Origin of the sequence: uncultured Mesonia sp., from assembly GCA_947499595.1 — a bacterium.
Taxonomy (GTDB): Bacteria; Bacteroidota; Bacteroidia; order Flavobacteriales; family Flavobacteriaceae; genus Mesonia; species Mesonia sediminis.
The window spans coordinates 276,775-299,473 of record CANMOY010000004.1 but is presented as its reverse complement, the minus strand read 5'-3'; the positions used below and the strand labels follow the sequence as shown (position 1 = coordinate 299,473).

The window sequence follows — 22,699 nt, the reverse complement described above, 5'->3', positions numbered from 1 at the left end:
GAACTTACTATCTAAAAGTAGTAGTTAATCAACCAAAAAAGACCGTAAAAAAGGTCAACCTATTTCAGTATAATACACAAAAGTGGGGAAATTAGCCGAACAGGAACCATAAAACAATAGTAGGCACAAACTAAATTTTAATAATTATGAAAAATTTAAAGTTATCGTTACATTTTTTAATGGCATTTTTTGTGAGTGCTGTTATTTTTACAAGTTGTTCAGTGGATAATGAACAAATGGAAAAACCAACAGCAATTGATAAAAATTCTTTAAATGAAAGTTTAACTTCTCAACAAAATTATACAGAAGCTACAAATAGAACAGCTGAAATTGATGGCTACATTGTTAGAGAAGTTTTTGTTGGTAATGAAGAAAGAGCCAGTAAGTATATATTTGAAAGCACCAAAATAAATAGAAGGGGTACTTCTGTGGAAGTAGATAGAGAAAATTTTACTTTAACTGTGACAGACATGCAAACGTCTGAAAAAGTTGTTTATAATGAAATAAATCAATTTTATGAATATGAGCCAACAGACCAATTTGATATTATTAGAATCATTGTAAATCCTATCATTCCAGACCCAGTTACTGGAGACCCACAACCAATCGCTCTAGGCTGGCGTTATTCTTATGGAGCTTGTGTAGATGGTCAAAGAGGTGTTTATAGAGCTTATTACTTTCTTGGTTTCCAACTTACAGACGAAGAGCGTGTGACAGAAGAAGGCAACCCTAACAAGCAAGTAACTGTTGGGTGTAATGAAGAGTATCAACCGTAAATTAATAAATAACGGTGCTGTTAAATTTAGCAGTACCGTTTTTATTATAAAGTGAATGAAAAATACAATCCTATACTTTTTACTATTTTTTTCTTTAGAAATTTTTAGTCAAAAATTTATTGTTGTAGATAAAGAAACCTATGATTTAGTAGAGTCTGTATCTTTTAAAATCTATAACGGTGACCAAATAGTATATGAAGATATAACCAAAAAAAACAAAGCAACCATTATTCCCGAATACCTTAAATATGATAAGATAAAATTTACTAAAACAGATTATAAAACACTCACTATAGAAACAGAATATTTGAATGAAGCTGTTTACCTTATTAAAGAGATTATACAATTAGACGACTTGGTAATTTCTACAAAAAAAGAAGGTTCTATTATTTTTGGGGAATCAAATAGGATTATAAACTCCCAAAGCAAATTCATTACATCAGAAATAGATTCTGGTATAATTTTCAAAAACAATCACAGCAATTTAGATATTAGCCAGACCATTTTCTATGTTGACAAAGTAAAGTTCAAAACAGCTTATAAAATCCACTTTTTTGAAGTCGAAGAAAGTTTGCCTTCAGGTAATTTACAAACGCTTCATTTTATTAAAAAGATTTATTCAACCGATACCCTTTACTTAAATCCTAAGCAAAAAAACAGAATTGAGATTGAGCACAAAGAGGATATTTTATTTGAAGAAGGCAAAACACTTTTTGTTTGTATAGAGCTTTTATACTATTTAAATGAAAATCATCAAAAATTTACTCCAACAAATAAAGACAAAACAAAATTGAAATTTCAGTTTTCCAACGAAAATAATTATTACGCCAAGACATATAATATAACTAAAGGTAAAGAATCTGTTTATTTAGAAAATAGTAACCTAATGGTTAAATATGATTTTGCTAATTACCTGTTTAAAACCCCATCTAAAAGAATTCTTATAACTCCAGCAATCCAACTACAAGCAAAGGAAGTAAAATTATAAAACAAAAAAACCTATTGCCAATAACTAAGCGTTCCCCAATGAAAAATCGGGGCAAGCTGTGTGGCCGGTACAGCCTGTCCCGACTTCTTTTTTCGGGAGCCTAACATGAACGCCGTGTTGACTAACCCGGCTGTTTGTCGGTTGGTACTATGGGGATTAATCTATTGCTGTGCAGCTCTTTTAGAGATGATTAGCAACATTTCTTTTCTTAGCGGTAGACTTAGGATACCCAAAAAGCTTATAAATTGCACCTCTTTGCGTATTGAATGGTTTATTGCTATCACTTTATGCGGTTTTTCTTGATTTTGGGGTGTAGCATTCTATTACGTCTTGAAGAAGCGTTTTTCATTATCTTTTAATTTTGTTTTTTGAGTCGTTCAATCCAATATTCTGGTGGTTCACTATAGGCATTCCCTTTTTTGGGAAGTCTATATCCGGCTATGGCTATTAAAAATAGAAAATACCCAAGTGAAAGACTCATCCATCATTCCGATAGAGGTTTTCAATACTGTAACCCCAAATACACCCAATTTGCTGAAAAAAATAATATTGTTATGAGTATGACCGAACAGTATGATCCTTATGAAAACGCAGTTGCAGAGCGTATTAACAGGACGCTTAAATATGAATATGGACTAAAACAAACGATTAAAAACACTGAATTAGCGCAGAAAATGACAGCACAAGCAGTGTATATTTACAATAACCTAAGAACACATTTTAGCCTGCATTTAAGAAAGCCAGCTGAAGTGCACAAAAATCCAACGATCAAATACAGATCCTATCGAAAAAATAATGTAAATTTACCTGAACTTACTATCTAAAAGTAGTAGTTAATCAACCAAAAAAGACCGTAAAAAAGGTCAACCTATTTCAGTATAATGCAATATTCCGGTTTTTAAAAAACTCTGTATAGAATCCATAAAATACACTGCTAAGCACAATGAATGTTCGTGTAGAAAAACATACAACACTTAAAATAAGTTTATGAAAAATAGAAAAATCGAAATTAAGTGGGCGTTGATATTTGTTGTTATGTCTTTGCTTTGGATGTTTTTAGAGAAACTCGTTGGGCCGCACAGCACGCATATAGATTAACATATGTAATTAACTAATTTGTTTGCAATTCCTGCAATTTTAGTTTATGTTCTGGCAATGAAAGAAAGACAAGAAGGAAAATCATTTCAATGGTCAGATAAGCTATTAAAAAGGTTTTGTTTCAGGGTTAATTATTACGGCTATTGTCGCATTTTTTGTAAAAAACAAATGAAAAAAAAGTAGTATCTAGCCCGGCTTTTAGGTATGTCGAATATATTGATGCATACAAGCTATTAGCTATATATCGGCTCATTATAAAATAAATTATTATGATTCTTGAATCAAAAGCAGCAATACAAGTTCAAAAACCAATTAAAGAAGTGTTTGATGGAACTGTAAACCCTGAGAAAATGACGAAATACTTTATTTCTGAAAGTAGTGGTCGGTTAGTGACAGGAGATGAAGTAATTTGGAAATTTCCAGAATTCAAGGAACAATTTCCAATAACACATGTTAAAACTGATAAGTATGACGCTATTTCATTTGTTTGGGATCCCGAGACCACTGTGAATATAACATTAGAAAATATGGCAGACGGAAGTACTCTAGTAAAAGTAAACGAAAAAGGGAAAGAATTTAATGAAGATAACTTAAATTGGGCCTTGGAAAATTCAGGTGGATGGGCAAATTTTTTAGCTTGCTTGAAAGCTTACCTGGAATATGGAATACAACTCAGAAAAGGAGCTTTTGACTTTATGCGAAAATAACCGAATAAAAATTAGATCAAATGAAAGTAACAGCTAAAAAAAACGAACAGGTTGCCAAAATGACTTTTGCTTCGGTGTATCCACATTATGTAACCAAAGTTGAAAAGAAAGGAAGAACAAAACAAGAACTTCATCAAGTAATTGAATGGATCACCGGTTATGATGAAAAAAATTTACAACAGCTTATTGATGAAAAGGCTACTTTTGAAGCCTTTTTTCAAAAAGCAAAAATCCATCCCAATGCCCATTTGATTAAAGGCGTTATTTGCGGCTACCGAATTGAAGATATTGAAGAGGAGTTTGAAATTTACAGACAAGTTCGATATTTAGACAAATTGGTTGATGAATTGGCAAAAGGGCGAAAAATGGAGAAAATCTTAAGGGAAGCTTAAAATAAGCTGCGTTGTTATAAAAGTATACTTTTAATTATACCAGATTTTCATTGAAAAATTGAGAGATGAAAGGATAGCGTGTTTTGAGCTTGGAAAAACTATCAAGACCAACTATAAGCAATCTCAAATCTGAATTACTAAAATAACTACTTGTAATTTAGTGTTATTTTTGAAAGCGTTCAAACTAATGAAATCACCTATTAAAAAGGCATACAAAATTCTCACTATAGTCAATATTCTATGCGTATTGATACCAATAGTAGTATACGGTTTATGGATATATGCCTATAATTCAGGCGAAAGCCAAACCGAACGCGTTCAGATATTTAAAAGTTACTTACCCCTTTGGCTAAGAGGAAGGTTTAGCGTTAACTATTTAGGTTTGCTTTTCTGTACCATCGCATTAATTCTTAGCAGCCATGCCATAAAAAACATCAATAGGTTGTATCTTATCATTAACACTACAGTGATAATTTTGAGTATCGTATTTTTTTGCTTATTTCTTTTATCATTGATGTAAATTATTTCACTTAACTAGTAAAAATCAGCTATTCCCTTAGCGTTTTTTAGCATAATTACTGAATGCGTCTACCTTCAAAATCTAATTATATGATAATAAGTGGAATTATAGGATTTTAATCGATTAGCGTTTTAAATAGTTAGGAAAGAATTAAAAAAAAATTCCCTATTCGCGTAAACACCAATAGGGAATTATTTTAGCAGATTAATTGATCTTCAATGAGTCAATTCTTTTAAAAAGTTATCGGGTTGATAACGCTTAATTTTATCTAAACTTTTTTGCACAGCCGTATTATCTACGCGGTGATTGGTGAGCTTATTGTCTAAATAATCGCCATAAGCCGCCATATCAACAAATCCGTGACCCGATAGGTTAAACACTATTGTTTTTTGAGCGCCTTCAATTTTGGCTTGCTCTACTTCCCGAATAACTTGTGCTATAGCGTGGGTGGATTCTGGCGCCGCTACAATTCCTTCCGCTTTAGCGAATAGTATTCCAGCTTCAAAACAAGTAAGTTGATCAATAGCTTTTGCCTCAATAAAACCGTCTTTTAAAAGCTGACTGCATAAAACACTAGCGCCATGGTAGCGTAATCCTCCTGCGTGAATTCCTGCAGGCACAAAATTATGACCTAAGGTATACATTGGCATTAAAGGAGTGTATCCTTGATTATCGCCGAAATCGTACCTGAATTTCCCTTGGGTAAGCTTTGGGCAACTACTGGGTTCTACTGCTACAAATCGCGTATTGGAAGTTCCTTGCATTTTATCCTTTAAAAAAGGAAAAGCTAAACCGGCAAAATTAGAACCCCCACCCAACGGGGCAACAATTACATCGGCTTGGGAATTGTCCATTGCCAATTGTTTTTGTGTTTCCAAACCAATTATAGTCTGGTGCAAAAGCACGTGATTTAACACCGAACCCAAAGAATATTTTGTGTCATTTTCTTGCACGGCACGCTCTACTGCCTCAGATATTGCTATACCCAAGCTTCCGGTATGGTTTGGATCGTCTTCTAAAACAGCTCTTCCCGCTTGGGTGCGTTCCGACGGACTAGCGTATACATTTGCTCCAAAAGTATTCATCAAAATTTTACGATAAGGTTTTTGCTTGTAGCTCACATTCACCATATACACTTCGCATTCCAAATCAAATTGTGCACAGGCATACGCTAAGGCCGTTCCCCATTGTCCTGCTCCGGTTTCGGTGGTTAATTTTTTAATTCCCTCTTCTTTGTTGTAGTACGCTTGGGCAAGCGCAGTGTTAGGTTTATGCGACCCACTTGGGCTAACGCCTTCGTACTTGTAATAAATTTTACCCGAATAACCCAATGCTTTCTCTAAACCACTAGCCCGAAAAAGCGGAGAAGGCCTGTAAATACGGTATTTTTCTAAAACCTCATCGGGAATATCAATATAGCGTTCCTGACTCATTTCCTGTGCTATCAAGGCTTTAGGTAAAATGGATTCTAAAGCTTCTGGCGCCAGTGGTTCTAAGGTTTTAGGATCTAAAGGAGGCAATGGTTTATGTGGCATATCGGCCACAATATTATACCATTGCCTTGACATTTCGTTCTCAGGTAAAAAAATCTTTTTGGTGTTCATAGTAATAAAAATTTAAAAGTGGATAAAATAAAAAAGCCCGTCTGTAAAAATTTACAGACGGGCTTTTCTCACGAAGAGATTGTAACTTTAATATATACCAATAGCAAAGCAGCACGCCTGTTTTAAGCTGTGCCACCACCAAGTTGTATTTAAAGTTAGTTTTCTCATTATGTGTGCAAAGTTATTTAAACTTTTTACTTTCAAAAAATAAAAAAGGAAAAAAAATTTAAGCTTAATTACTACTTTCTAGTACAGCTTTTTAATTATCAGATATTTAAATCAGCAAAAATATTTCGTTCTTAAATATTTAACATGATTTTTCAGTTTGTTTTTTACAGATTTTAATTTGTTTAAATTAGCTTTGTAGCCTAAACAAAACGAAATGTACTTTATAAACTTACATCATCATCATTTTCATATTTGCTCCTCAGGCGAAGTGAAAAGGGTATGTTGTATGTAAAGCAAACTATATTTTTTAAACAAACCGTCTGAGTAAATCAGGCGGTTTTTTTTTTGATTTACTCAGACCTATTTATCCAAAAAACAATGAGTAAATTAAAAATTGCTATTCAAAAAAAAGGTCGCTTGTATGAAGAATCCATTCAACTTTTAAAAGAAAGCGGCTTAAATTTTAAGGAAGGAAACAATCAGTTAAAGATTGTGGTTGAAAATTTTGCGCTAGAAATTCTACTGCTTCGCAATGCCGATATTCCACAATATGTTGAAGATGGCATTGTAGATCTTGGTATTGTAGGCGAAAACATTTTAATAGAACAGCAGGTCGATTATGATGTTTTAAGGAAATTGGGTTTTGCCTCCTGCAGACTCTCTTTGGCTATTCCCAAAGCTGAAAATTACAACGATATTTCTGCTTTAACTCAAAAGAGAATAGCTACCTCCTACCCCAATACCCTTCGCGCTTACTTAACCAAAAATAATATTCAAGCCGAAATTCACACCCTCTCAGGTTCAGTTGAAATTGCTCCCAACATTGGCCTAGCCGATGCAGTTTGCGACCTTGTAAGCTCTGGCACAACGCTATTTAATAATGGCTTACGTGAGGTAGAAACCATTCTTAATTCTGAAGCAGTGCTGATTAAGTCTCAAAAAATCAATTCCGTAAAACAAAAAAGCATAGATAAATTGGTCTTTAGAATGGATGCCGTTTTAAGACCTAAGAAAAGTAAATATGTCTTACTTAACGTACCCAATGATAAAATTAATGCGGTAAGCCAAATTTTACCCGTTTTAAAAAGCCCCACGGTTTTGCCTCTCGCCCAGCCAGGATGGAGTTCGCTGCACTCTGTTATCGACGAAAATCAATTTTGGTCGGTTATAGATCAGCTTAAAGCTTCAGGTGCCGAAGATATATTAATCATCCCCATCAATAAAATGGTTTTATAATGAAAGTTTTATATACACCCACGATAGAAGAGGCTCAAAAGGCTTTACAGCGGCCGTCGCAACAAACTGAACAACAAATTGAGGATACGGCAAATATTCTTCGGCAAGTTCGCGAAAAGGGAGATCAAGCCATCCAATTTTTTAATGCCAAGTATGACAATTCCCGTCAAGCGGATTTTAAAATTGAAAAATCTCAAATCCAACAAGCGGCAACACAACTAGATGAACCCCTAAAACAAGCCATTCTAAAAGCTTATGCGAATATTAAAAAATTTCACGCCAGTCAGTTATCGCCAAAGAAGAAGATAATAACAAGTGCGGGAATAGTGTGTTGGCAGGAAAATAAACCTATAGAAAATGTAGGCCTTTACATACCGGGAGGTACCGCCCCTTTGTTCTCCACTATATTAATGTTAGGTATTCCTGCTCGTTTGGCCAATTGCCAGCGTATTGTTGTTTGTCACCCCATTAAAGGTAATGCCAGTATGCATCCCGCCGTAGCTTTCTGTCTAGAATTGTTAAACATTACCGAAGTGTATAACATTGGCGGCGCCCAAGCAATTGCTGCCATGGGCTACGGTACTTCAAGTATTAAGCGAGTAGATAAAATCTTCGGACCCGGAAACGCCTATGTTACCCGTGCCAAGCAAATTTTACAACAAAATGGAGTAGCTATTGATATGCCTGCCGGCCCCAGCGAAGTGCTTGTTATTACAGATGAAAGCGCTAACCCAGACTTTGTAGCGTCAGATTTAATTGCCCAAGCCGAACATGGGCCAGATAGCCAAGTGGTATTTTTAACTCCAAGTAGAACAATTTTAAAGCAAACCTTAGCTGCCTTAAAAGAGCAAGTTGAAAAATTACCAAGAAAAGAAATAGCCGAAAAAGCTTTGCTTAATAGCGTGGCTATTTTAGTAGAAGATCTGCCTGCGGCCTTTAAATTGAGTAATTTTTATGCCCCCGAGCACCTCATACTGGCAATAGATGAAGCGGGGCAATATTCCGACAAAATTAGCAACGCTGGCTCGGTTTTCTTGGGGCATTACAGTTGCGAATCTATGGGCGATTATGCTAGCGGCACCAATCATACGCTACCTACTTTTGGTTTTGCCCGAAGCTATAGCGGCGTATCTACTTTGAGTTTTTGCAAGCAAGTCACTTTTCAAGAGATCACTAAAAAAGGCATTGAAAATCTTGGTGATGCGGTTGCTTTAATGGCTGAGGCTGAAGGCTTGGCTGGTCACAAAAATGCAGTCGATTTAAGAATAAATAACCTTAAATTATGAATGAGATAGAGAAACTTATCAGACCCGAATTGCGTAACTTAAAACCTTACTCTTCGGCAAGACACGAAAGCAACCAACAAGATTTAATTTTGCTCGATGCAAACGAAAATCCGTTTGGAAGCCTAAATCGCTATCCCGATCCCTACCACACTCAACTTAAATCGGCTTTAGCCAACTTAAAAGGTTTGGCTACCAATCAAGTTTTTTTAGGCAACGGCAGCGACGAGGTCATTGATTTATGTTTTCGGCTTTTCTGCACCCCCAAACAAGATAGCGTATTGGTTTTTACACCCACCTATGGTATGTATGAAGTCTTAGCGCAGATCAATGATGTCTCTGTAATCAGAGAGCCTCTAATTAACAATCAATTGATCGACATAAAATCCGCGAAAGCGAGTATTGAAAGATATAAGCCCAAAATGCTTTTTATCTGTTCGCCTAACAATCCTACAGGATCTGCCATAGCAATGCGCGATATAGAAGCATTACTAGATTTTTATTCGGGTGTTTTGGTGATAGATGAAGCCTATATCGATTTTAGTAAAGAAGAAAGTGCTTTATCTCAATTAAGTAAAAGGAAAAATCTAATCGTCTGCCAAACTTTAAGTAAGGCGTACGGTTTAGCCGGAATTCGTTTAGGGATAGCCTATGCTTCACCAATGATAGTACAGTGGCTAAATAAAATTAAACCACCTTATAACATCAGTACTTTAAACGCTCAAGCCGCTTTTAATAGGCTCGCCCAAAAACAAGATGTTCAAAATGAAATAAACTTAATTCTTCAAGAGAAAGCACATCTAGAAAATGAACTAAAAAAACTGGAATGCATCACGTATGTCTACCCTAGCCAAGCCAATTTTCTATTGATAGAAACACCCAATGCTGAAAAACTGCACGCCTTTTTTCTATCCAATAATATTCGGGTACGCGACCGTTCAAGCTTAATTGAAAATTCTTTGCGTATAAGCATTGGTAGTCCAGAAGAAAACAAACAATTACTCAAAACACTTAAAAGCTATGAAAAAGAAAGTATTATTTATAGATAGAGACGGCACTTTAATTCTAGAACCTCAACCCGATCAACAAGTTGATAGTCTTGAAAAACTCAGTTTTTACCCCGGCGTATTTACCTATTTAGGAAAAATAGCTCGCGAATTAAATTATGAATTGGTAATGGTAACCAATCAAGATGGTTTGGGAACATCTTCTTTTCCTGAAAACACCTTTTGGCCCGCTCATAACAAAATGTTGACCGCTTTTAAAAATGAAGGTATTGAATTTAAGGCTGTGCATATAGACGCTAGTTTACCCCAAGAAAATGCACCTACGCGCAAACCTAATACGGGTATGTTGCAGGCTTATATTTATGGTAATTACGATTTAGAAAATTCGTTTGTAATAGGCGACCGTTTAAGCGATATTGAATTGGCAAAAAATTTAAATGCGCAAGCCATTTATTTAGGTGATGCTCAAAACCAAGCTAGGCTTTGCACCACTTCTTGGGAAACTATTTATCAATTCTTAAAGAAAAAACCTAGACAAGCTACAAAGTCAAGAATTACCAATGAAACGCAGATTGAAATCGATTTAAACCTAGATCAACCTAAAAATGTTTCCATACAAACGGGAATAGGCTTTTTTGATCATATGCTTGAGCAGATTGCAAAGCACGCTCAAATAGGTTTAAATATTCAAGTTAATGGCGATTTGGAAGTAGATGAGCACCACAGTATCGAAGACGTAGCCATTTGTTTAGGCGATTGCTTTTTAGAGGCTTTAGCCGATAAAAAAGGAATTAATCGATATGGTTTTATGTTACCTATGGACGATTGTTTGGCACAAGTGGCGATTGACTTTGGTGGTAGACCTTGGCTAGTATGGAAAGCCGATTTTAACCGTGAAAAAATAGGCAATATGCCTACCGAAATGTTTATGCACTTTTTTAAATCTTTTTCAGATGCTGCCCGTTGTAACCTCAACATAAAAGCCGAAGGAGAAAACGAACACCATAAAATTGAAGCCATTTTTAAGGCTTTTGCACGCGCGCTGCGAGCAGCTATAGACAAGAATGAATCGTTTAATATACCCAGTACAAAAGGAATTTTATGATAGTAATTTTAGATTATAATGCAGGCAATACCCAGTCTGTCAAGCACGCCATTAATAGATTGGGCTACAGCTGTAAGCTCAGTAAAGATTTAAACGAAATTCAACAAGCCGATAAAATAATTTTTCCCGGTGTAGGCCAAGCAAGCGTGGCGATGAAAGAACTTAAATTAACGGGCCTGGACAAGCTTTTACCGAAACTAGAACAACCGGTTTTGGGCATCTGTCTGGGGCTTCAGTTAATGTGTGAGCATTCCGAAGAAAACGACACCCAAGGTCTAGGTATTTTTCCAACAAGCGTTAAACGGTTTACTGCCCAATTACCCGTGCCACATATGGGTTGGAACTGCTTGCAATTCAATAATAAATCTATATTAAACAAGGTAAAGCCCAGTGTCTACTTTTACTTTGTGCACTCCTATTACGCCGAGTTATGTGATTTCACACAGGCTACAGCCACCTATGACCGTTCGTTTAGTGCCGTTTTACAAAAAAACAATTTTTACGCTACGCAATTTCACCCCGAAAAATCGGGAATAGCGGGTGAGCAAATTTTAAAAAACTTTTTATCCTTATGAAAATTATACCTGCTATTGATATCCTTAACGGAAAATGTGTCCGTTTACAAAAAGGAAATTACAGTCAATCAACCACTTATAGTGACAATCCGGTTGCTGTTGCTCAATCTTTTGAGGACCAAGGATTCACCCATTTGCATGTAGTCGATTTAGACGGCGCAAAGGCGAATAAAATCATTAATTACAAAAGCTTGGAAGCTATTTGTAAAAACACCCAATTGCAAGTCGATTTTGGAGGTGGAATTAAACGAGAAGAAGACATTCAAATAGCTTTTGATGCCGGCGCTCAACAAATTACTGCCGGAAGTATTGCAGTAAAACAGCCCGAATTGTTATTATCCTGGCTAGAAACCTACGGCGCCGATAGAATTATTTTAGGTGCCGATGCCAAAGACCGAAAAATTGCCAGTATGGGTTGGCAAGAATCGAGTGAATACGATGTGGTAGACTTCATAAAATACTTTGAAAGCCAGGGTGTAAAACAAGTTATTTGTACAGATATCGAAAAAGATGGAATGCTCAACGGTCCCGCCTTTAATTTATATGCAGAAATTTTAAAAGAATCCTCATGCCAACTTATCGCCAGTGGCGGGGTACATTCTATTGAAGATATTAAAAAGTTAAAAGCTTTAGGTTGCGCGGGTGTTATCGTGGGAAAAGCAATCTATGAAGGACAAATTAACCTTAAAAATCTAAGCGAATTATGTTAACTAAAAGAATTATCCCCTGTTTAGACATTAAAAATAATCGAACTGTAAAAGGGGTTCATTTTTTAAACCTGATAGATGCAGGCGATCCGCTTGATTTGGCAAAATTGTATGTGCAACAGGGGGCAGATGAACTGGTTTTTCTAGATATCACAGCCAGTAACGAACGCCGCAAAACCTTGGTAAATCTTGTTCAAAAAATTGCTCAGGAAATTAATATTCCTTTTACCGTAGGTGGCGGCATTAGTAGTGTAAAAGATGTACGCAGTCTTTTAAAGGCGGGAGCCGACAAAGTTAGTATTAACACCGCAGCATTAAATCGACCGAATTTAATAAAAGAAATAGCCGATCAATTTGGCAATCAATGTGTGGTGGTAGCGGTTGATGTAAAAAAAATCGAGGGTAATTATTTTGTCTTTAAAAATGGAGGACGAATAAACACCCACATTAAACTTGAAAAGTGGTTGCATACTGTTGAAACTTTAGGTGCGGGTGAAATTTTATTAACCTCAATGAATCAAGACGGAACCAAAGACGGATTTGATATAGAATTAATGCAACTTGCCGGCATGTCCGTGAACCTACCCTTAATTGCTTCGGGCGGTGCGGGCAGAGCATCGCATTTTGCCGAGGTTTTCAAAAAAACGAAAACATTGGGAGCCTTGGCCGCGAGTATTTTTCACTTTGGAGAAGTGCCTATTCCAGAATTAAAACAAATTTTAAAACAAAAAAACTTACCTATACGATGAACAATTTAAACTTTGAAAAAACAGGCGGATTACTACCCGTTATTGTTCAAGATTACCGTAATTTACAAGTGCTAATGTTGGGGTATATGAACCAGGAAGCGCTTAATATAACACGAACTACCAAGCAAGTTACATTTTTTAGCCGCTCTAAAAATAGGATTTGGACCAAAGGAGAAACGTCTGGAAACACACTAAGCGTAAAGAAAATTATAAGCGATTGCGACCAAGACACGCTACTCATTTTAGCTAAACCCAACGGACCTACTTGCCATACAGGTAATCAATCTTGCTTTGCTACCCAAGGGAATTTTTTATATGAATTGGAAGCTAGCCTTGAAGACCGCTTGAGATCTGGCGACCAAGATTCGTACACGAAAAAACTTATGGATCAAGGCTTAAACAAAGTAATTCAGAAATTTGGTGAGGAAAGTGTAGAGCTTATTATTGAAGCTAAGGATCAAAATAAAAATTTATTTTTAAACGAAGCAGCCGATATGCTTTATCACTTTCTAGTGCTTTTGCAAGCCAAAGAAACTTCGCTAAAAGAAGTGGAAGATAAGTTGATTGAAAGAAGAAAAAAGTAATTTTTTAGCGAAAATTTTGGCAGTTCTAACGAACTGCCAAAATGTGCTATTTGATAACCAACAAAGGCATTTTACGGTGATTGCTAAGCAGCTCATTGGTTACGCTTCCTATAAATAAACTTTTAATTGCGCTACTTCCTTTTGCTGTTACTACTAGGCAGTCACATTTTGCTTTATCTGCAAACTCCTCAATACTATCGGCTATAGAAGCATTTTCTCTATAAACATAGGTAAAAGGAACCTGAGCATCAATTTTATATTTTTTAACAAACCAATCTACCTTTTCCTTTAGATGCTTCTCGGTTTTATCAATAGCTTTTTCAGTGTTGATATACGGATAAAAGGAGGAGGGTATATTATAAACATGCAAGCCTTGAATCTTTGCTTTTACGGTTTGGCTCCAAGCCTCGCTCAATTTAAAACATTGTGCCGAAGCGGCGCTAAAATCTGTAGGTACCAAGATACGATTTAATGTAAATGGCGTTTCCTCGGGCACGAGCATCAAATCCGCTTTAAGCATGCGAACCAGTTTTTGATTCATGGCTCCAGTACCTTGTAGTGCATTTTTATTACCCGAAATTAACAAGTCGATTGCATACTCACTAGATAAATGACTTAGGATCCCTTCTGTATAATCATCGCTAGTGAGCAAGATAGAGTAAGGTGAATCACCTGTATAATGAGTATCAACACTATTTTGCATACTCTGCTCTACAATATTATCTATAGAAATATCATCATCGAGCAAATCCTCATATAAATCATTAATTTTATAGTGCTTAATGTTGTGGGCTAAATACACATGTTTTATAGGCAACACTTGGGTTAAAAAACTCACATAGCGCAGTAATACCGCATCCATTTCGGTTAAATCGAGGGCCAACATGACCGTCATTTCTTTTTTCAACTCCTTCATGATAATAGACTTAATGCTTTAAGATTTAATAGTGCTTTCGTGATCATCTTGGTTTTGTGTATTATCGACTTCTAGTCGTTCTCTATTCTTCTTATCGCGCTCTTTATTGATAAGTTCAATTATATTTTTACGATAGGATTCTTTTTCTAACAATTGCTCCTTTCTCCTTGTCTTTTCATAATCTTCATTGAGGCCTTTGTATAAAGAAGCACACATCATTACCAGCATAAAAGCAAAAGGAAGACCTGATATGGTCACTACCGTTTGTAAAGCGTTCAAGCCACCACCATACATCAGTACCGAAGCGATTACACCAATGGCTACCGCCCAAATTACGCGTTGAAAAGCAGGGGTTTTTAATTTACCCCCCGATGTTATACTATCTACCACCAAAGCCCCAGAATCGGCAGAGGTAATTATAAAACTACAAATGAGCACTACTCCCAAAACCTTAAGTAACATAGCTAGCGGAAATTTATCAAAAAACACATATAAGGCAGTAGAAATATTATCATTAACTGCCGCGATCATAGCCGTGTCGCCCAAAAGTATATCGCGCATAGTAGTTCCTCCAAAAGCACTAAACCATAAAAAGGTAACCAATGCTGGTAAAATAAGTACGCATAAAATAAATTCTTTAATAGTTCTTCCTTTAGATATTCGTGCAATAAAGGTACCTACAAATGGCGACCAAGAAATCCACCATCCCCAATACATTATGGTTCTTGTTTTTTGCCAATTGGTTCCTTGTAAAGACTCCGTCCAAGTTGACATATCTATAAAATTAGTGAGGTAACTACCTAAATTCTGAATATAGGATTTAAAGATAAAAGTAGTAGGTCCCAAAACCACCACCAAAATAAAAATTGCACTCGCTACCCGTACATTGAGTTTACTTAACATTTGAACTCCCTTATTTACACCACTAAAAGCAGATAAAGTAGCCGCAAGTGTAACGCCTACAATAATTAATATTTGGTAAAAAAGCGAACTTGGAATTCCAAAAACGTGGGTAAAGCCCGAATTGATTTGTCCTACGCCAAAACCAATGGTGGTGGCTAGACCAAATAAAGTGGTAATCACAGCCATCACGTCAATTACATCTCCCATCCATCCGTAAATACGATTCCCTAAAACTGGATAAAAAATACTGCGCAAAGTAAGCGGCATTTTTCGGTTAAAGGTAAAATATGCCAGTGCCAAACCAACTACCGAGTAAATTGCCCAACCGTAAATACCGTGATGCAAGAATGAAAAATTTATCGCTTCTTGTGCTATTAAAGCCGGATTTTCTCCTGCCAAACGCGGCGGATTTAAAAAATCACGTACCGGATCGGCAATACTAAAGAGAACCAAACCGTTACCTATTCCTGCACTAAACAGCATTGCAAACCAAGCCCAAAGACTAAATTCTGGTTTTGCCTTACTCCCTCCAATACGCACACTACCAAATTTACCAAACGCCATATACAAACAAAAGACAATAAAGAGATTCACCGCCAAGGTATACATCCAACCCCCGTGCGCCGAAACCGCAGTTTGGGCAAGGTTATAATAGTAAGATGCCTTTTCTTCAAACAATAAGGTAAATCCTACGATGGCTATTAGAATTGACATCGCCGCAAAAAAAACAGTTTTGTTTACTAATAAACCCAAAAATTTGCTTGCGCTTTCTCTACGCGTTACTTTAATTGACATAGTTTTAATTTATGATTATTGATAAAAAAGTAACTGGACAATTGCAAAATAAATTTGACATTCGATTTCCCAATTAATTTAGGTAGGGTAATAAAACGCGCACAAGGAAAAAAAAATTAGTGATAAATTATTTAAATACTGCTATCATTCGTTTGTATGGCGCTCCCCTTACGGGTCAGGCTTTTCGCTTCAATCTTTTTGTATTTACAAAAAGGATTTACGCTACAATCCTTAGCGCAAAGGCGTGGCTAATCTAGATTTTCAAGTTCAAAAAGATCTTCTACTCTTACTTTAAAAACCCGCGCCAACTTTAAAGCTAAAACGGTAGAAGGCACATATTTTGATTTTTCAATTGCATTGATGCTTTGCCTGCTCACCTGCACCAATTCCGCCAATTGAGCTTGGGTTAATTCAAATTTTGCACGGTATATTTTAATTTTATTCTTCATGCTGCAAAGATTTCTGTTGGACGTATAAATTCAGGTGAAACTTAAGGTTATAAATTAGCAAAACACCCAACAAAGCAAATAAAGCAAAATAGTAGAAGGCCAAACCATACAAAAAGAAACTACCTAATATCAGTAATACATAATTGATTAAAACAGCCGAAAGTAGACTAGAAAGTCTAGTTTTTGCAATATACTCATCTTCAATTTTTTGTTTAGAAAATCCACTGAAAAGCAATCCTAAAATAAACAACACCAGTATAATTTCATCAAAAATATTATTTTCAATAAAAGCAAAATATTGAGTACCGGCTAAAAATTCAATATCCCAAAGAGCCCATACTTTAACCGTCAAAAAACTAAACTCCCAATCAAAAACCAGTGTTCCTATAAATAATACCAGCGCCACAATAAATAAAGTAAATCCCAGTTTTTGATAAACCGATGGGAATAAATATGTTTTCATAATTATTGAATTTAAAATGTAAAGCTAAAATTACAAATTGTAAAGCAGACTTTACAAAAATAAGTATTAAATTTTATTTTAATATAAAAGCTATTCAGTTAAAACAGAAACTCAAAATTCTTAGTTACCTTAGTAAAACAAAAAGAATATTATGAATTATCAAGAAAAAATGCTACGCGATAATGCCTTAAAAGGCAAAACCATATTGGTTACAGGAGGAGGTAGCGGCTTAGGAAAAGCCATGACCCGTTACTTTTTAGAGTTGGGCGCACAGGTTTGTATTACTTCAAGGAACTTAGAAAAATTAGAAAATGCCGCACAAGAGCTGAGTGCAGCAACCGGCGGAACCTGCCATGCTATTGCATGTGATGTGAGGCACTATGAGCAAGTAGAACAAATGATACAGAAAGCCATTGCTAAAATGGGTAGCATTTCTGTTTTGGTAAACAATGCTGCGGGAAATTTTATTTCGCCTACAGAAAGGCTTTCTTCCAACGCCTTTGATACCATCATAGATATTGTCTTAAAAGGTACCAAAAACTGTACTTTGGCGCTAGGTAAACACTGGATAGACCAAGGAGAAAAAGACAAAACTGTACTAAATATTGTAACGACCTATGCTTTTACAGGCTCTGCCTATGTGGTTCCTTCGGCAACTGCCAAGGCTGGAGTGTTAGCACTCACCAGAAGTTTAGCGGTGGAATGGGCTAAATACGGCATACGTTTTAATGGTATTGCTCCAGGTCCGTTTCCTACCAAAGGCGCTTGGGATAGGTTATTGCCAGGTGATTTAAAAGAAAAATTTGATTTAGCCAAAAAAGTACCTTTAAAGCGAGTTGGCGAACACCAAGAATTGGCCAACTTAGCCGCCTACATGGTATCTGACTTTTCGGCTTATTTAAATGGAGAAATCATCACAATAGACGGAGGAGAATGGCTAAAGGGAGCCGGGCAATTTAATTTACTCGAACAAGTACCAGACCATATGTGGGATATGCTTGAAACCATGATAAAAGCAAAAAATAAAAAATCATAGTAAAGTGTTAACAACTTCAATTTTTAAATGCTAGAATAAATTGTATTTTTACCTTCTAAAATCCGATTTTATTAATGGGTAAGATAATTGCTATTGCCAATCAAAAAGGAGGTGTGGGTAAAACCACCACCTCAGTCAATTTAGCTGCTTCTCTAGGCGTTCTAGAGAAAAAGGTTTTGTTAATCGATGCCGACCCACAAGCAAATGCTAGTTCTGGTCTAGGTATAGATATTGAAAGCATAGAGTTAGGCACCTATCAGCTATTAGAACATACCGCAAAAGCCGAGGAGGCGATTTTAAAAACCGATTCGCCCAATGTTGATATCATCCCGGCCCATATCGATTTGGTGGCTATTGAAATTGAACTGGTAGATCAAGATAAGCGTGAGTATATGTTACAAACGGCTATCAGGCATCTCAAAGAGCAATATGATTATATAATTATAGATTGCGCCCCTTCTTTGGGTTTGCTTACGCTTAATGCCTTGACTGCCGCAGATAGTGTTATCATCCCTATACAATGTGAGTATTTTGCCTTAGAAGGTTTGGGCAAACTTTTAAACACTATAAAAAGTGTGCAACGCATTCATAATCAAAACTTAGATATAGAAGGACTTTTACTTACCATGTATGATGCACGCTTGCGTTTGAGCAATCAAGTGGTAGATGAGGTTAAAAAACACTTTGACGAGATGGTGTTTAAAACCGTTATTCAACGCAACGTTCGCCTTAGTGAAGCGCCAAGTTATGGCGAAAGCATTATAAATTATGATGCTGCAAGTAGAGGAGCTAGCAATTATTTAAGCTTAGCAGAAGAAATTATCAATAAAAATAAATAGCAGTATGTTATGGCAAAGGCTACCAAGAAAAAAGCTTTAGGAAGAGGATTGTCTGCCTTACTTAACGATCCAGAAAACGATATAAAATCGGTTAAAGATAAAAATGCCGACCAGGTGGTAGGTAGTATTGTTGAACTGCCGCTAGACACTGTAGAGGTAAATCCGTTTCAACCACGAACCAGTTTTAATAAAGAAGCCCTTCAAGATTTGGCGTCTTCTATTCGTGAACTTGGCGTTATTCAACCTATCACGGTAAGAAAAATTGATTTTAATAAATACCAACTGGTTTCTGGAGAGCGTCGTTATCGCGCATCAAAGCTAGTAGGACTTAAAACCATACCAGCCTATATTCGAATTGCCAACGATCAAGAATCGTTAGAAATGGCGTTGGTAGAGAACATTCAAAGACAGGATTTAGACCCAATAGAAATTGCTTTATCCTACCAACGGCTTTTAGAAGAAATCGATTTAACGCAAGAACAATTGAGCGACCGTATAGGTAAAAATAGGTCAACGATTAGTAATTATTTACGATTACTTAAACTTGACCCAATTATTCAAACCGGGATGCGTGATGGTTTTTTGAGCATGGGCCACGGTCGTGCGCTTATCAATCTAAGCGATCACGAAGTTCAGTTAGGAATTTACGAGAAAATAATCAGTGAAAACTTATCGGTACGTGAAACCGAAAAGCTAGTTAAAGAAAGTCAAAGCGGTAAAAATAAGTCTAAAGCCAAGCCTCCAAGTATTCCACAACATATCAAACAAGATGTAAAAGAGTTCTCTAGCTATTTTGGTGCAAAAGTAGATGTTAAAATGACAAAAAAAGGAAATGGTAAATTGATTATTCCGTTTTCTTCACAAGAAGATTTTGAGCGTTTGGCAAAACTCATTCAAGGTGAATAACAGATTGTTTTTTATACTTATCGTTTTTGTACTGGGGTCGCTCAGTGGGTTTAGTCAGACCGACAGTCTGAGTATAAATCGGACCCAAGAATTAAAAGAATCACCAAAAGAATACGACCCATTGGCGCCATCTAAAGCCGCTTTTTATTCGGCTGTTTTGCCAGGATTGGGGCAGGCTTATAATAAAAAGTATTGGAAAATACCTTTGGTCTACGCCGGAATTGGTGGCGGTATCTATTTTTATATAGAGAACAATAAAGAATATCACCGGTACAGAGATGCCTATAAACGCAGGTTGGCAGGTTACGAAGACGATGAATTTCAAGGCGTTCTTCAAACCGAGGCTTTAATCGATGCACAAAGGCAATTTAGAAGAAATAAAGAAATATCTATATTGGTTTCGGCGGCTTTCTACATATTAAATATTATTGATGCCAATGTAGATGCCCACTTAAGTCAATTCAACGTAAGTGAAGACCTCAGCCTTAAACCTCGTTTTAATATCGATGAGTTTACAGGCAAATCGGCTTACGGACTCTCATTAAATTACAAGTTATAAATGAAAATTGCGCTATTAGGATACGGAAGAATGGGTAAAACCATCGAAAAAATAGCTACCGAACGTGGCCATGAAATCGGTTATAAAACCAATACCAAGTTAGATGAGGAGATTTTAAAGCGGCAAGATATTGCCATCGATTTTAGTATTCCAGAAGCTGCTTTTGATAATATTACTACATGCTTTAAACTGGGCGTTCCCGTAGTAAGTGGCACCACCGGATGGTTAGACCATTTAGAAGAGGCGCATAAAAGCTGCTTAAAGCATAAAAGCGCATTTATTTATGCGTCTAATTTTAGCCTGGGGGTGAATCTTTTTTTTGAGTTAAATCGAAAATTAGCTCAATTGCTCCAGCCCTACCCCAATTACAAAGCTAGCTTAACCGAAGTGCATCATACTAAAAAATTAGATCAACCTAGCGGTACGGCCATTAGTCTAGCCGAGGATCTTATGGCTCAACAAGCATATACCGGCTGGCAGCTCACCAATGACAATCAAATTAAAAGTGGCAGCCTAACAAAGCCCTTAGCTATCACCGCTATACGAGAAGAGAATGTTCCTGGTACGCATTGGGTCAACTACAAGAGTGAAATAGATGAGATTAGCATCAAACACAAAGCGAATTCACGAGATGGCTTTGCTTTAGGCGCAGTTGTAGCCGCAGAATGGTTAGAGGGAAAACAAGGTATTTTTAATATGCAAGACGTATTAAATCTACACGAAAAAAAATAATTAGTAAAAGAATTAAAAGTTAGAATATGAGTTTATTTATGTGGTTTGTGTTTTTCTTGGTCGTACAATTGGTGCACGGCTTAGGAACCTGGAGGATGTATAAAGCTGCGGGCCAAAACCCCATTACTGCGTTTATTCCTGTTTATAATGCCGTAATACTGTTAAAAATAATCAATCGGCCTTGGTGGTGGGTGATTTTGCTATTTATCCCCATTGTAAACCTCATCATTTTCCCTGTGCTTTGGGTAGAAACACTAAGAAGTTTCGGGAAGCATCGTGTAGCAGATACTTGGTTAGCTATCTTAAGCTTGGGCTTTTACATTTACATCATCAATTACAGCGCAGATTTAAAGCATATTAAAGATAGAAGTCTTAAACCTAGAACAGAGGTAGGAGAATGGGTAAGTTCTATCCTATTCGCCGTTGTAGCCGCAACCATTGTACATACCTATTTTATACAACCTTTTACCATACCTACTTCCTCTTTAGAGAAAACACTACTGGTAGGTGATTTTCTTTTTGTTAGCAAGTTTCATTATGGAGCCAGAACTCCAAAAACTACGGTTTCATTCCCTATGGTACACGACACTATTCCTATTTTAGGCGTTAAATCCTATACCAATTGGCCTCAACTCCCCTACTTTCGTTTACCCGGATTTGAGGAAGTAGAACGAAATGATATTGTAGTTTTCAACTGGCCGGTAGACACCGTTCCTTATTTTGGTTATAAGGGGAAAGCCAGTTACTATAAACCCATCGATAAAAAATCAAATTACGTTAAGCGTGCCGTAGGTGTTCCCGGCGACAGCTTGTCTATACGAGACGGAAAAATATATATTCAAGGAGAACCGCTGCAATTACATGACCGTGCCAAGCCGCAATACTCTTATATCGTAAAAGGCAAAGGGCAAGGCTTTTCTTTGCGTTATTTATATGAACAATATGATATTACAGATCCGGTTGGCTGGTATAATCAGAACAACCGTGAATATTACTTTAGTTCATTGTCTGAAGAAGCGCTACAACGCTTTAAAAATCATCCTAATGTCGCTTCGATAAGAAGAAATATTGATCCTGCCGGTCAAGCCGAAGCTGGTATTTTCCCTCAAGACCCTAATTTCGCTTGGAATAAAGATCAGTTAGGACCAATTTATATTCCACAGGAAGGTGCCACAACTCCCATCACAACAGAAAATATAGCGCTATACAAGCGTATTATTGAAGTTTACGAAGGAAGCGAATGGGGTACTCCACAAAACATACAAGTAAAAGGCAACCAAGTTTACCTTAACGAGAATCCGATACAAGAATATACTTTTAAGCAAAACTATTATTGGATGATGGGAGACAATCGTCACAATAGTGAAGATAGCAGGTACTGGGGCTTTGTTCCTGAAACCCATATTGTAGGAAAACCAGTATTCATTTGGATGAGTTGGGATGGCAACGCACAAGGATTTATGAATAAAATTCGTTGGGAAAGGTTGTTTACTACCGTTGGCGGATCGGGCGAACCAGTTTCTTATTTCTATTACTTTGTAATAGGCCTTATTCTTGTGATTGGTTACAATACTTTTAGAAAGAAGAAAAAAAGCGAGTAAA

Annotated in this window: 24 protein-coding genes; 19 read left to right on the top strand and 5 right to left on the bottom strand. The window is 36.5% G+C overall.

Annotated elements, in window-relative coordinates:
• The first annotated feature begins 146 nt into the window (after positions 1 to 146).
• The 5 genes from ACH2AZ_RS07115 (at position 147) to ACH2AZ_RS07095 (ending at position 3,961) form a co-directional block, all read left to right on the top strand.
• On the top strand, positions 147 to 776 hold the full coding sequence (locus ACH2AZ_RS07115; protein ID WP_394907265.1) for a hypothetical protein: 630 nt from the start codon (positions 147 to 149) through the stop codon (positions 774 to 776).
• Between the two features lie 55 nt (positions 777 to 831).
• Positions 832 to 1,764 carry a hypothetical protein gene (locus ACH2AZ_RS07110; RefSeq protein WP_394907264.1) on the top strand — a complete coding sequence of 311 codons (933 nt, stop codon included), beginning with the start codon at positions 832 to 834 and terminating at the stop codon, positions 1,762 to 1,764.
• Positions 1,765 to 2,204: 440 nt separating this feature from the next.
• Positions 2,205 to 2,588, top strand: a complete 384-nt coding sequence (locus tag ACH2AZ_RS07105; protein ID WP_394907263.1) for a transposase — start codon at positions 2,205 to 2,207, stop codon at positions 2,586 to 2,588.
• A 543-nt stretch (positions 2,589 to 3,131) separates the two neighbouring features.
• Positions 3,132 to 3,569 (top strand): SRPBCC domain-containing protein, encoded by a 438-nt coding sequence (locus tag ACH2AZ_RS07100; RefSeq protein ID WP_394907262.1) that lies wholly within the window; start codon positions 3,132 to 3,134, stop codon positions 3,567 to 3,569.
• A gap of 20 nt (positions 3,570 to 3,589) precedes the next feature.
• Positions 3,590 to 3,961 (top strand): DUF2200 domain-containing protein, encoded by a 372-nt coding sequence (locus ACH2AZ_RS07095; protein ID WP_394907261.1) that lies wholly within the window; start codon positions 3,590 to 3,592, stop codon positions 3,959 to 3,961.
• Between the two features lie 735 nt (positions 3,962 to 4,696).
• Here the strand turns inward: ACH2AZ_RS07095 and ACH2AZ_RS07090 are convergent.
• Complete coding sequence (locus ACH2AZ_RS07090) at positions 4,697 to 6,085, bottom strand: TrpB-like pyridoxal phosphate-dependent enzyme (protein ID WP_394907260.1); 1,389 nt, start codon at positions 6,083 to 6,085, stop codon at positions 4,697 to 4,699.
• Positions 6,086 to 6,631: 546 nt separating this feature from the next.
• On the opposite strand from ACH2AZ_RS07090, the gene hisG reads away from it, so the two are divergent.
• From hisG to hisIE, 8 genes are read left to right on the top strand one after another with little or no spacing between them, the layout of a single operon-like run.
• Positions 6,632 to 7,489, top strand: coding sequence for an ATP phosphoribosyltransferase (hisG, locus tag ACH2AZ_RS07085; RefSeq protein WP_394907259.1), 858 nt, complete (start codon positions 6,632 to 6,634; stop codon positions 7,487 to 7,489).
• The gene (gene hisD, locus ACH2AZ_RS07080) at positions 7,489 to 8,775 is read left to right on the top strand and encodes a histidinol dehydrogenase (RefSeq protein ID WP_394907258.1); all 1,287 of its coding nucleotides are present in this window, start codon (positions 7,489 to 7,491) and stop codon (positions 8,773 to 8,775) included. The genes hisG and hisD overlap by 1 nt, the downstream gene beginning before the upstream one ends.
• A complete protein-coding gene (hisC, locus tag ACH2AZ_RS07075; RefSeq protein WP_394907257.1) occupies positions 8,772 to 9,821 on the top strand; it encodes a histidinol-phosphate transaminase in 1,050 nt (349 codons plus the stop codon). Before hisD ends, hisC begins: the two co-directional genes overlap by 4 nt.
• On the top strand, positions 9,793 to 10,884 hold the full coding sequence (hisB, locus tag ACH2AZ_RS07070; protein WP_394907256.1) for a bifunctional histidinol-phosphatase/imidazoleglycerol-phosphate dehydratase HisB: 1,092 nt from the start codon (positions 9,793 to 9,795) through the stop codon (positions 10,882 to 10,884). Before hisC ends, hisB begins: the two co-directional genes overlap by 29 nt.
• Positions 10,881 to 11,459, top strand: coding sequence for an imidazole glycerol phosphate synthase subunit HisH (hisH, locus tag ACH2AZ_RS07065; protein ID WP_394907255.1), 579 nt, complete (start codon positions 10,881 to 10,883; stop codon positions 11,457 to 11,459). Before hisB ends, hisH begins: the two co-directional genes overlap by 4 nt.
• On the top strand, positions 11,456 to 12,169 hold the full coding sequence (gene hisA / locus ACH2AZ_RS07060; RefSeq protein WP_394907254.1) for a 1-(5-phosphoribosyl)-5-[(5-phosphoribosylamino)methylideneamino]imidazole-4-carboxamide isomerase: 714 nt from the start codon (positions 11,456 to 11,458) through the stop codon (positions 12,167 to 12,169). The genes hisH and hisA overlap by 4 nt, the downstream gene beginning before the upstream one ends.
• Positions 12,163 to 12,915: an imidazole glycerol phosphate synthase subunit HisF gene (gene hisF, locus ACH2AZ_RS07055; protein WP_394907253.1), complete on the top strand. Its 753-nt coding sequence runs from the start codon at positions 12,163 to 12,165 to the stop codon at positions 12,913 to 12,915. Before hisA ends, hisF begins: the two co-directional genes overlap by 7 nt.
• A complete protein-coding gene (gene hisIE / locus ACH2AZ_RS07050) occupies positions 12,912 to 13,499 on the top strand; it encodes a bifunctional phosphoribosyl-AMP cyclohydrolase/phosphoribosyl-ATP diphosphatase HisIE (protein ID WP_394907252.1) in 588 nt (195 codons plus the stop codon). The genes hisF and hisIE overlap by 4 nt, the downstream gene beginning before the upstream one ends.
• Before the next feature lie 46 nt (positions 13,500 to 13,545).
• On the opposite strand, the gene ACH2AZ_RS07045 is transcribed toward hisIE, so the two are convergent.
• The 4 genes from ACH2AZ_RS07045 to ACH2AZ_RS07030 all read right to left on the bottom strand — a co-directional run bounded on the left by ACH2AZ_RS07045 (position 13,546) and on the right by ACH2AZ_RS07030 (position 17,025).
• The gene (locus ACH2AZ_RS07045; RefSeq protein WP_379045427.1) at positions 13,546 to 14,415 is read right to left on the bottom strand and encodes a universal stress protein; all 870 of its coding nucleotides are present in this window, start codon (positions 14,413 to 14,415) and stop codon (positions 13,546 to 13,548) included.
• 18 nt (positions 14,416 to 14,433) lie between these two features.
• Positions 14,434 to 16,113: a BCCT family transporter gene (locus tag ACH2AZ_RS07040; RefSeq protein ID WP_394907251.1), complete on the bottom strand. Its 1,680-nt coding sequence runs from the start codon at positions 16,111 to 16,113 to the stop codon at positions 14,434 to 14,436.
• A 248-nt stretch (positions 16,114 to 16,361) separates the two neighbouring features.
• Complete coding sequence (locus tag ACH2AZ_RS07035; RefSeq protein WP_394907250.1) at positions 16,362 to 16,562, bottom strand: helix-turn-helix transcriptional regulator; 201 nt, start codon at positions 16,560 to 16,562, stop codon at positions 16,362 to 16,364.
• Positions 16,552 to 17,025 (bottom strand): hypothetical protein, encoded by a 474-nt coding sequence (locus ACH2AZ_RS07030; RefSeq protein WP_394907249.1) that lies wholly within the window; start codon positions 17,023 to 17,025, stop codon positions 16,552 to 16,554. Before ACH2AZ_RS07030 ends, ACH2AZ_RS07035 begins: the two co-directional genes overlap by 11 nt.
• A 151-nt stretch (positions 17,026 to 17,176) precedes the next feature.
• Between ACH2AZ_RS07030 and ACH2AZ_RS07025 the strand changes: the two genes are divergently transcribed.
• The 6 genes from ACH2AZ_RS07025 (at position 17,177) to lepB (ending at position 22,698) form a co-directional block, all read left to right on the top strand.
• The gene (locus tag ACH2AZ_RS07025) at positions 17,177 to 18,061 is read left to right on the top strand and encodes an SDR family oxidoreductase (protein ID WP_394907248.1); all 885 of its coding nucleotides are present in this window, start codon (positions 17,177 to 17,179) and stop codon (positions 18,059 to 18,061) included.
• 74 nt (positions 18,062 to 18,135) lie between these two features.
• The gene (locus ACH2AZ_RS07020) at positions 18,136 to 18,900 is read left to right on the top strand and encodes a ParA family protein (protein ID WP_379045442.1); all 765 of its coding nucleotides are present in this window, start codon (positions 18,136 to 18,138) and stop codon (positions 18,898 to 18,900) included.
• Between the two features lie 9 nt (positions 18,901 to 18,909).
• On the top strand, positions 18,910 to 19,806 hold the full coding sequence (locus tag ACH2AZ_RS07015) for a ParB/RepB/Spo0J family partition protein (RefSeq protein WP_394907247.1): 897 nt from the start codon (positions 18,910 to 18,912) through the stop codon (positions 19,804 to 19,806).
• Complete coding sequence (locus ACH2AZ_RS07010) at positions 19,799 to 20,365, top strand: DUF5683 domain-containing protein (protein ID WP_394907246.1); 567 nt, start codon at positions 19,799 to 19,801, stop codon at positions 20,363 to 20,365. Before ACH2AZ_RS07015 ends, ACH2AZ_RS07010 begins: the two co-directional genes overlap by 8 nt.
• Positions 20,366 to 21,097 carry a 4-hydroxy-tetrahydrodipicolinate reductase gene (dapB, locus tag ACH2AZ_RS07005; RefSeq protein ID WP_394907245.1) on the top strand — a complete coding sequence of 244 codons (732 nt, stop codon included), beginning with the start codon at positions 20,366 to 20,368 and terminating at the stop codon, positions 21,095 to 21,097. It begins immediately after the preceding gene.
• Positions 21,098 to 21,123: 26 nt separating this feature from the next.
• Positions 21,124 to 22,698 carry a signal peptidase I gene (lepB, locus tag ACH2AZ_RS07000; RefSeq protein WP_379045454.1) on the top strand — a complete coding sequence of 525 codons (1,575 nt, stop codon included), beginning with the start codon at positions 21,124 to 21,126 and terminating at the stop codon, positions 22,696 to 22,698.
• The last annotated feature ends 1 nt before the right edge of the window (position 22,699 follow it).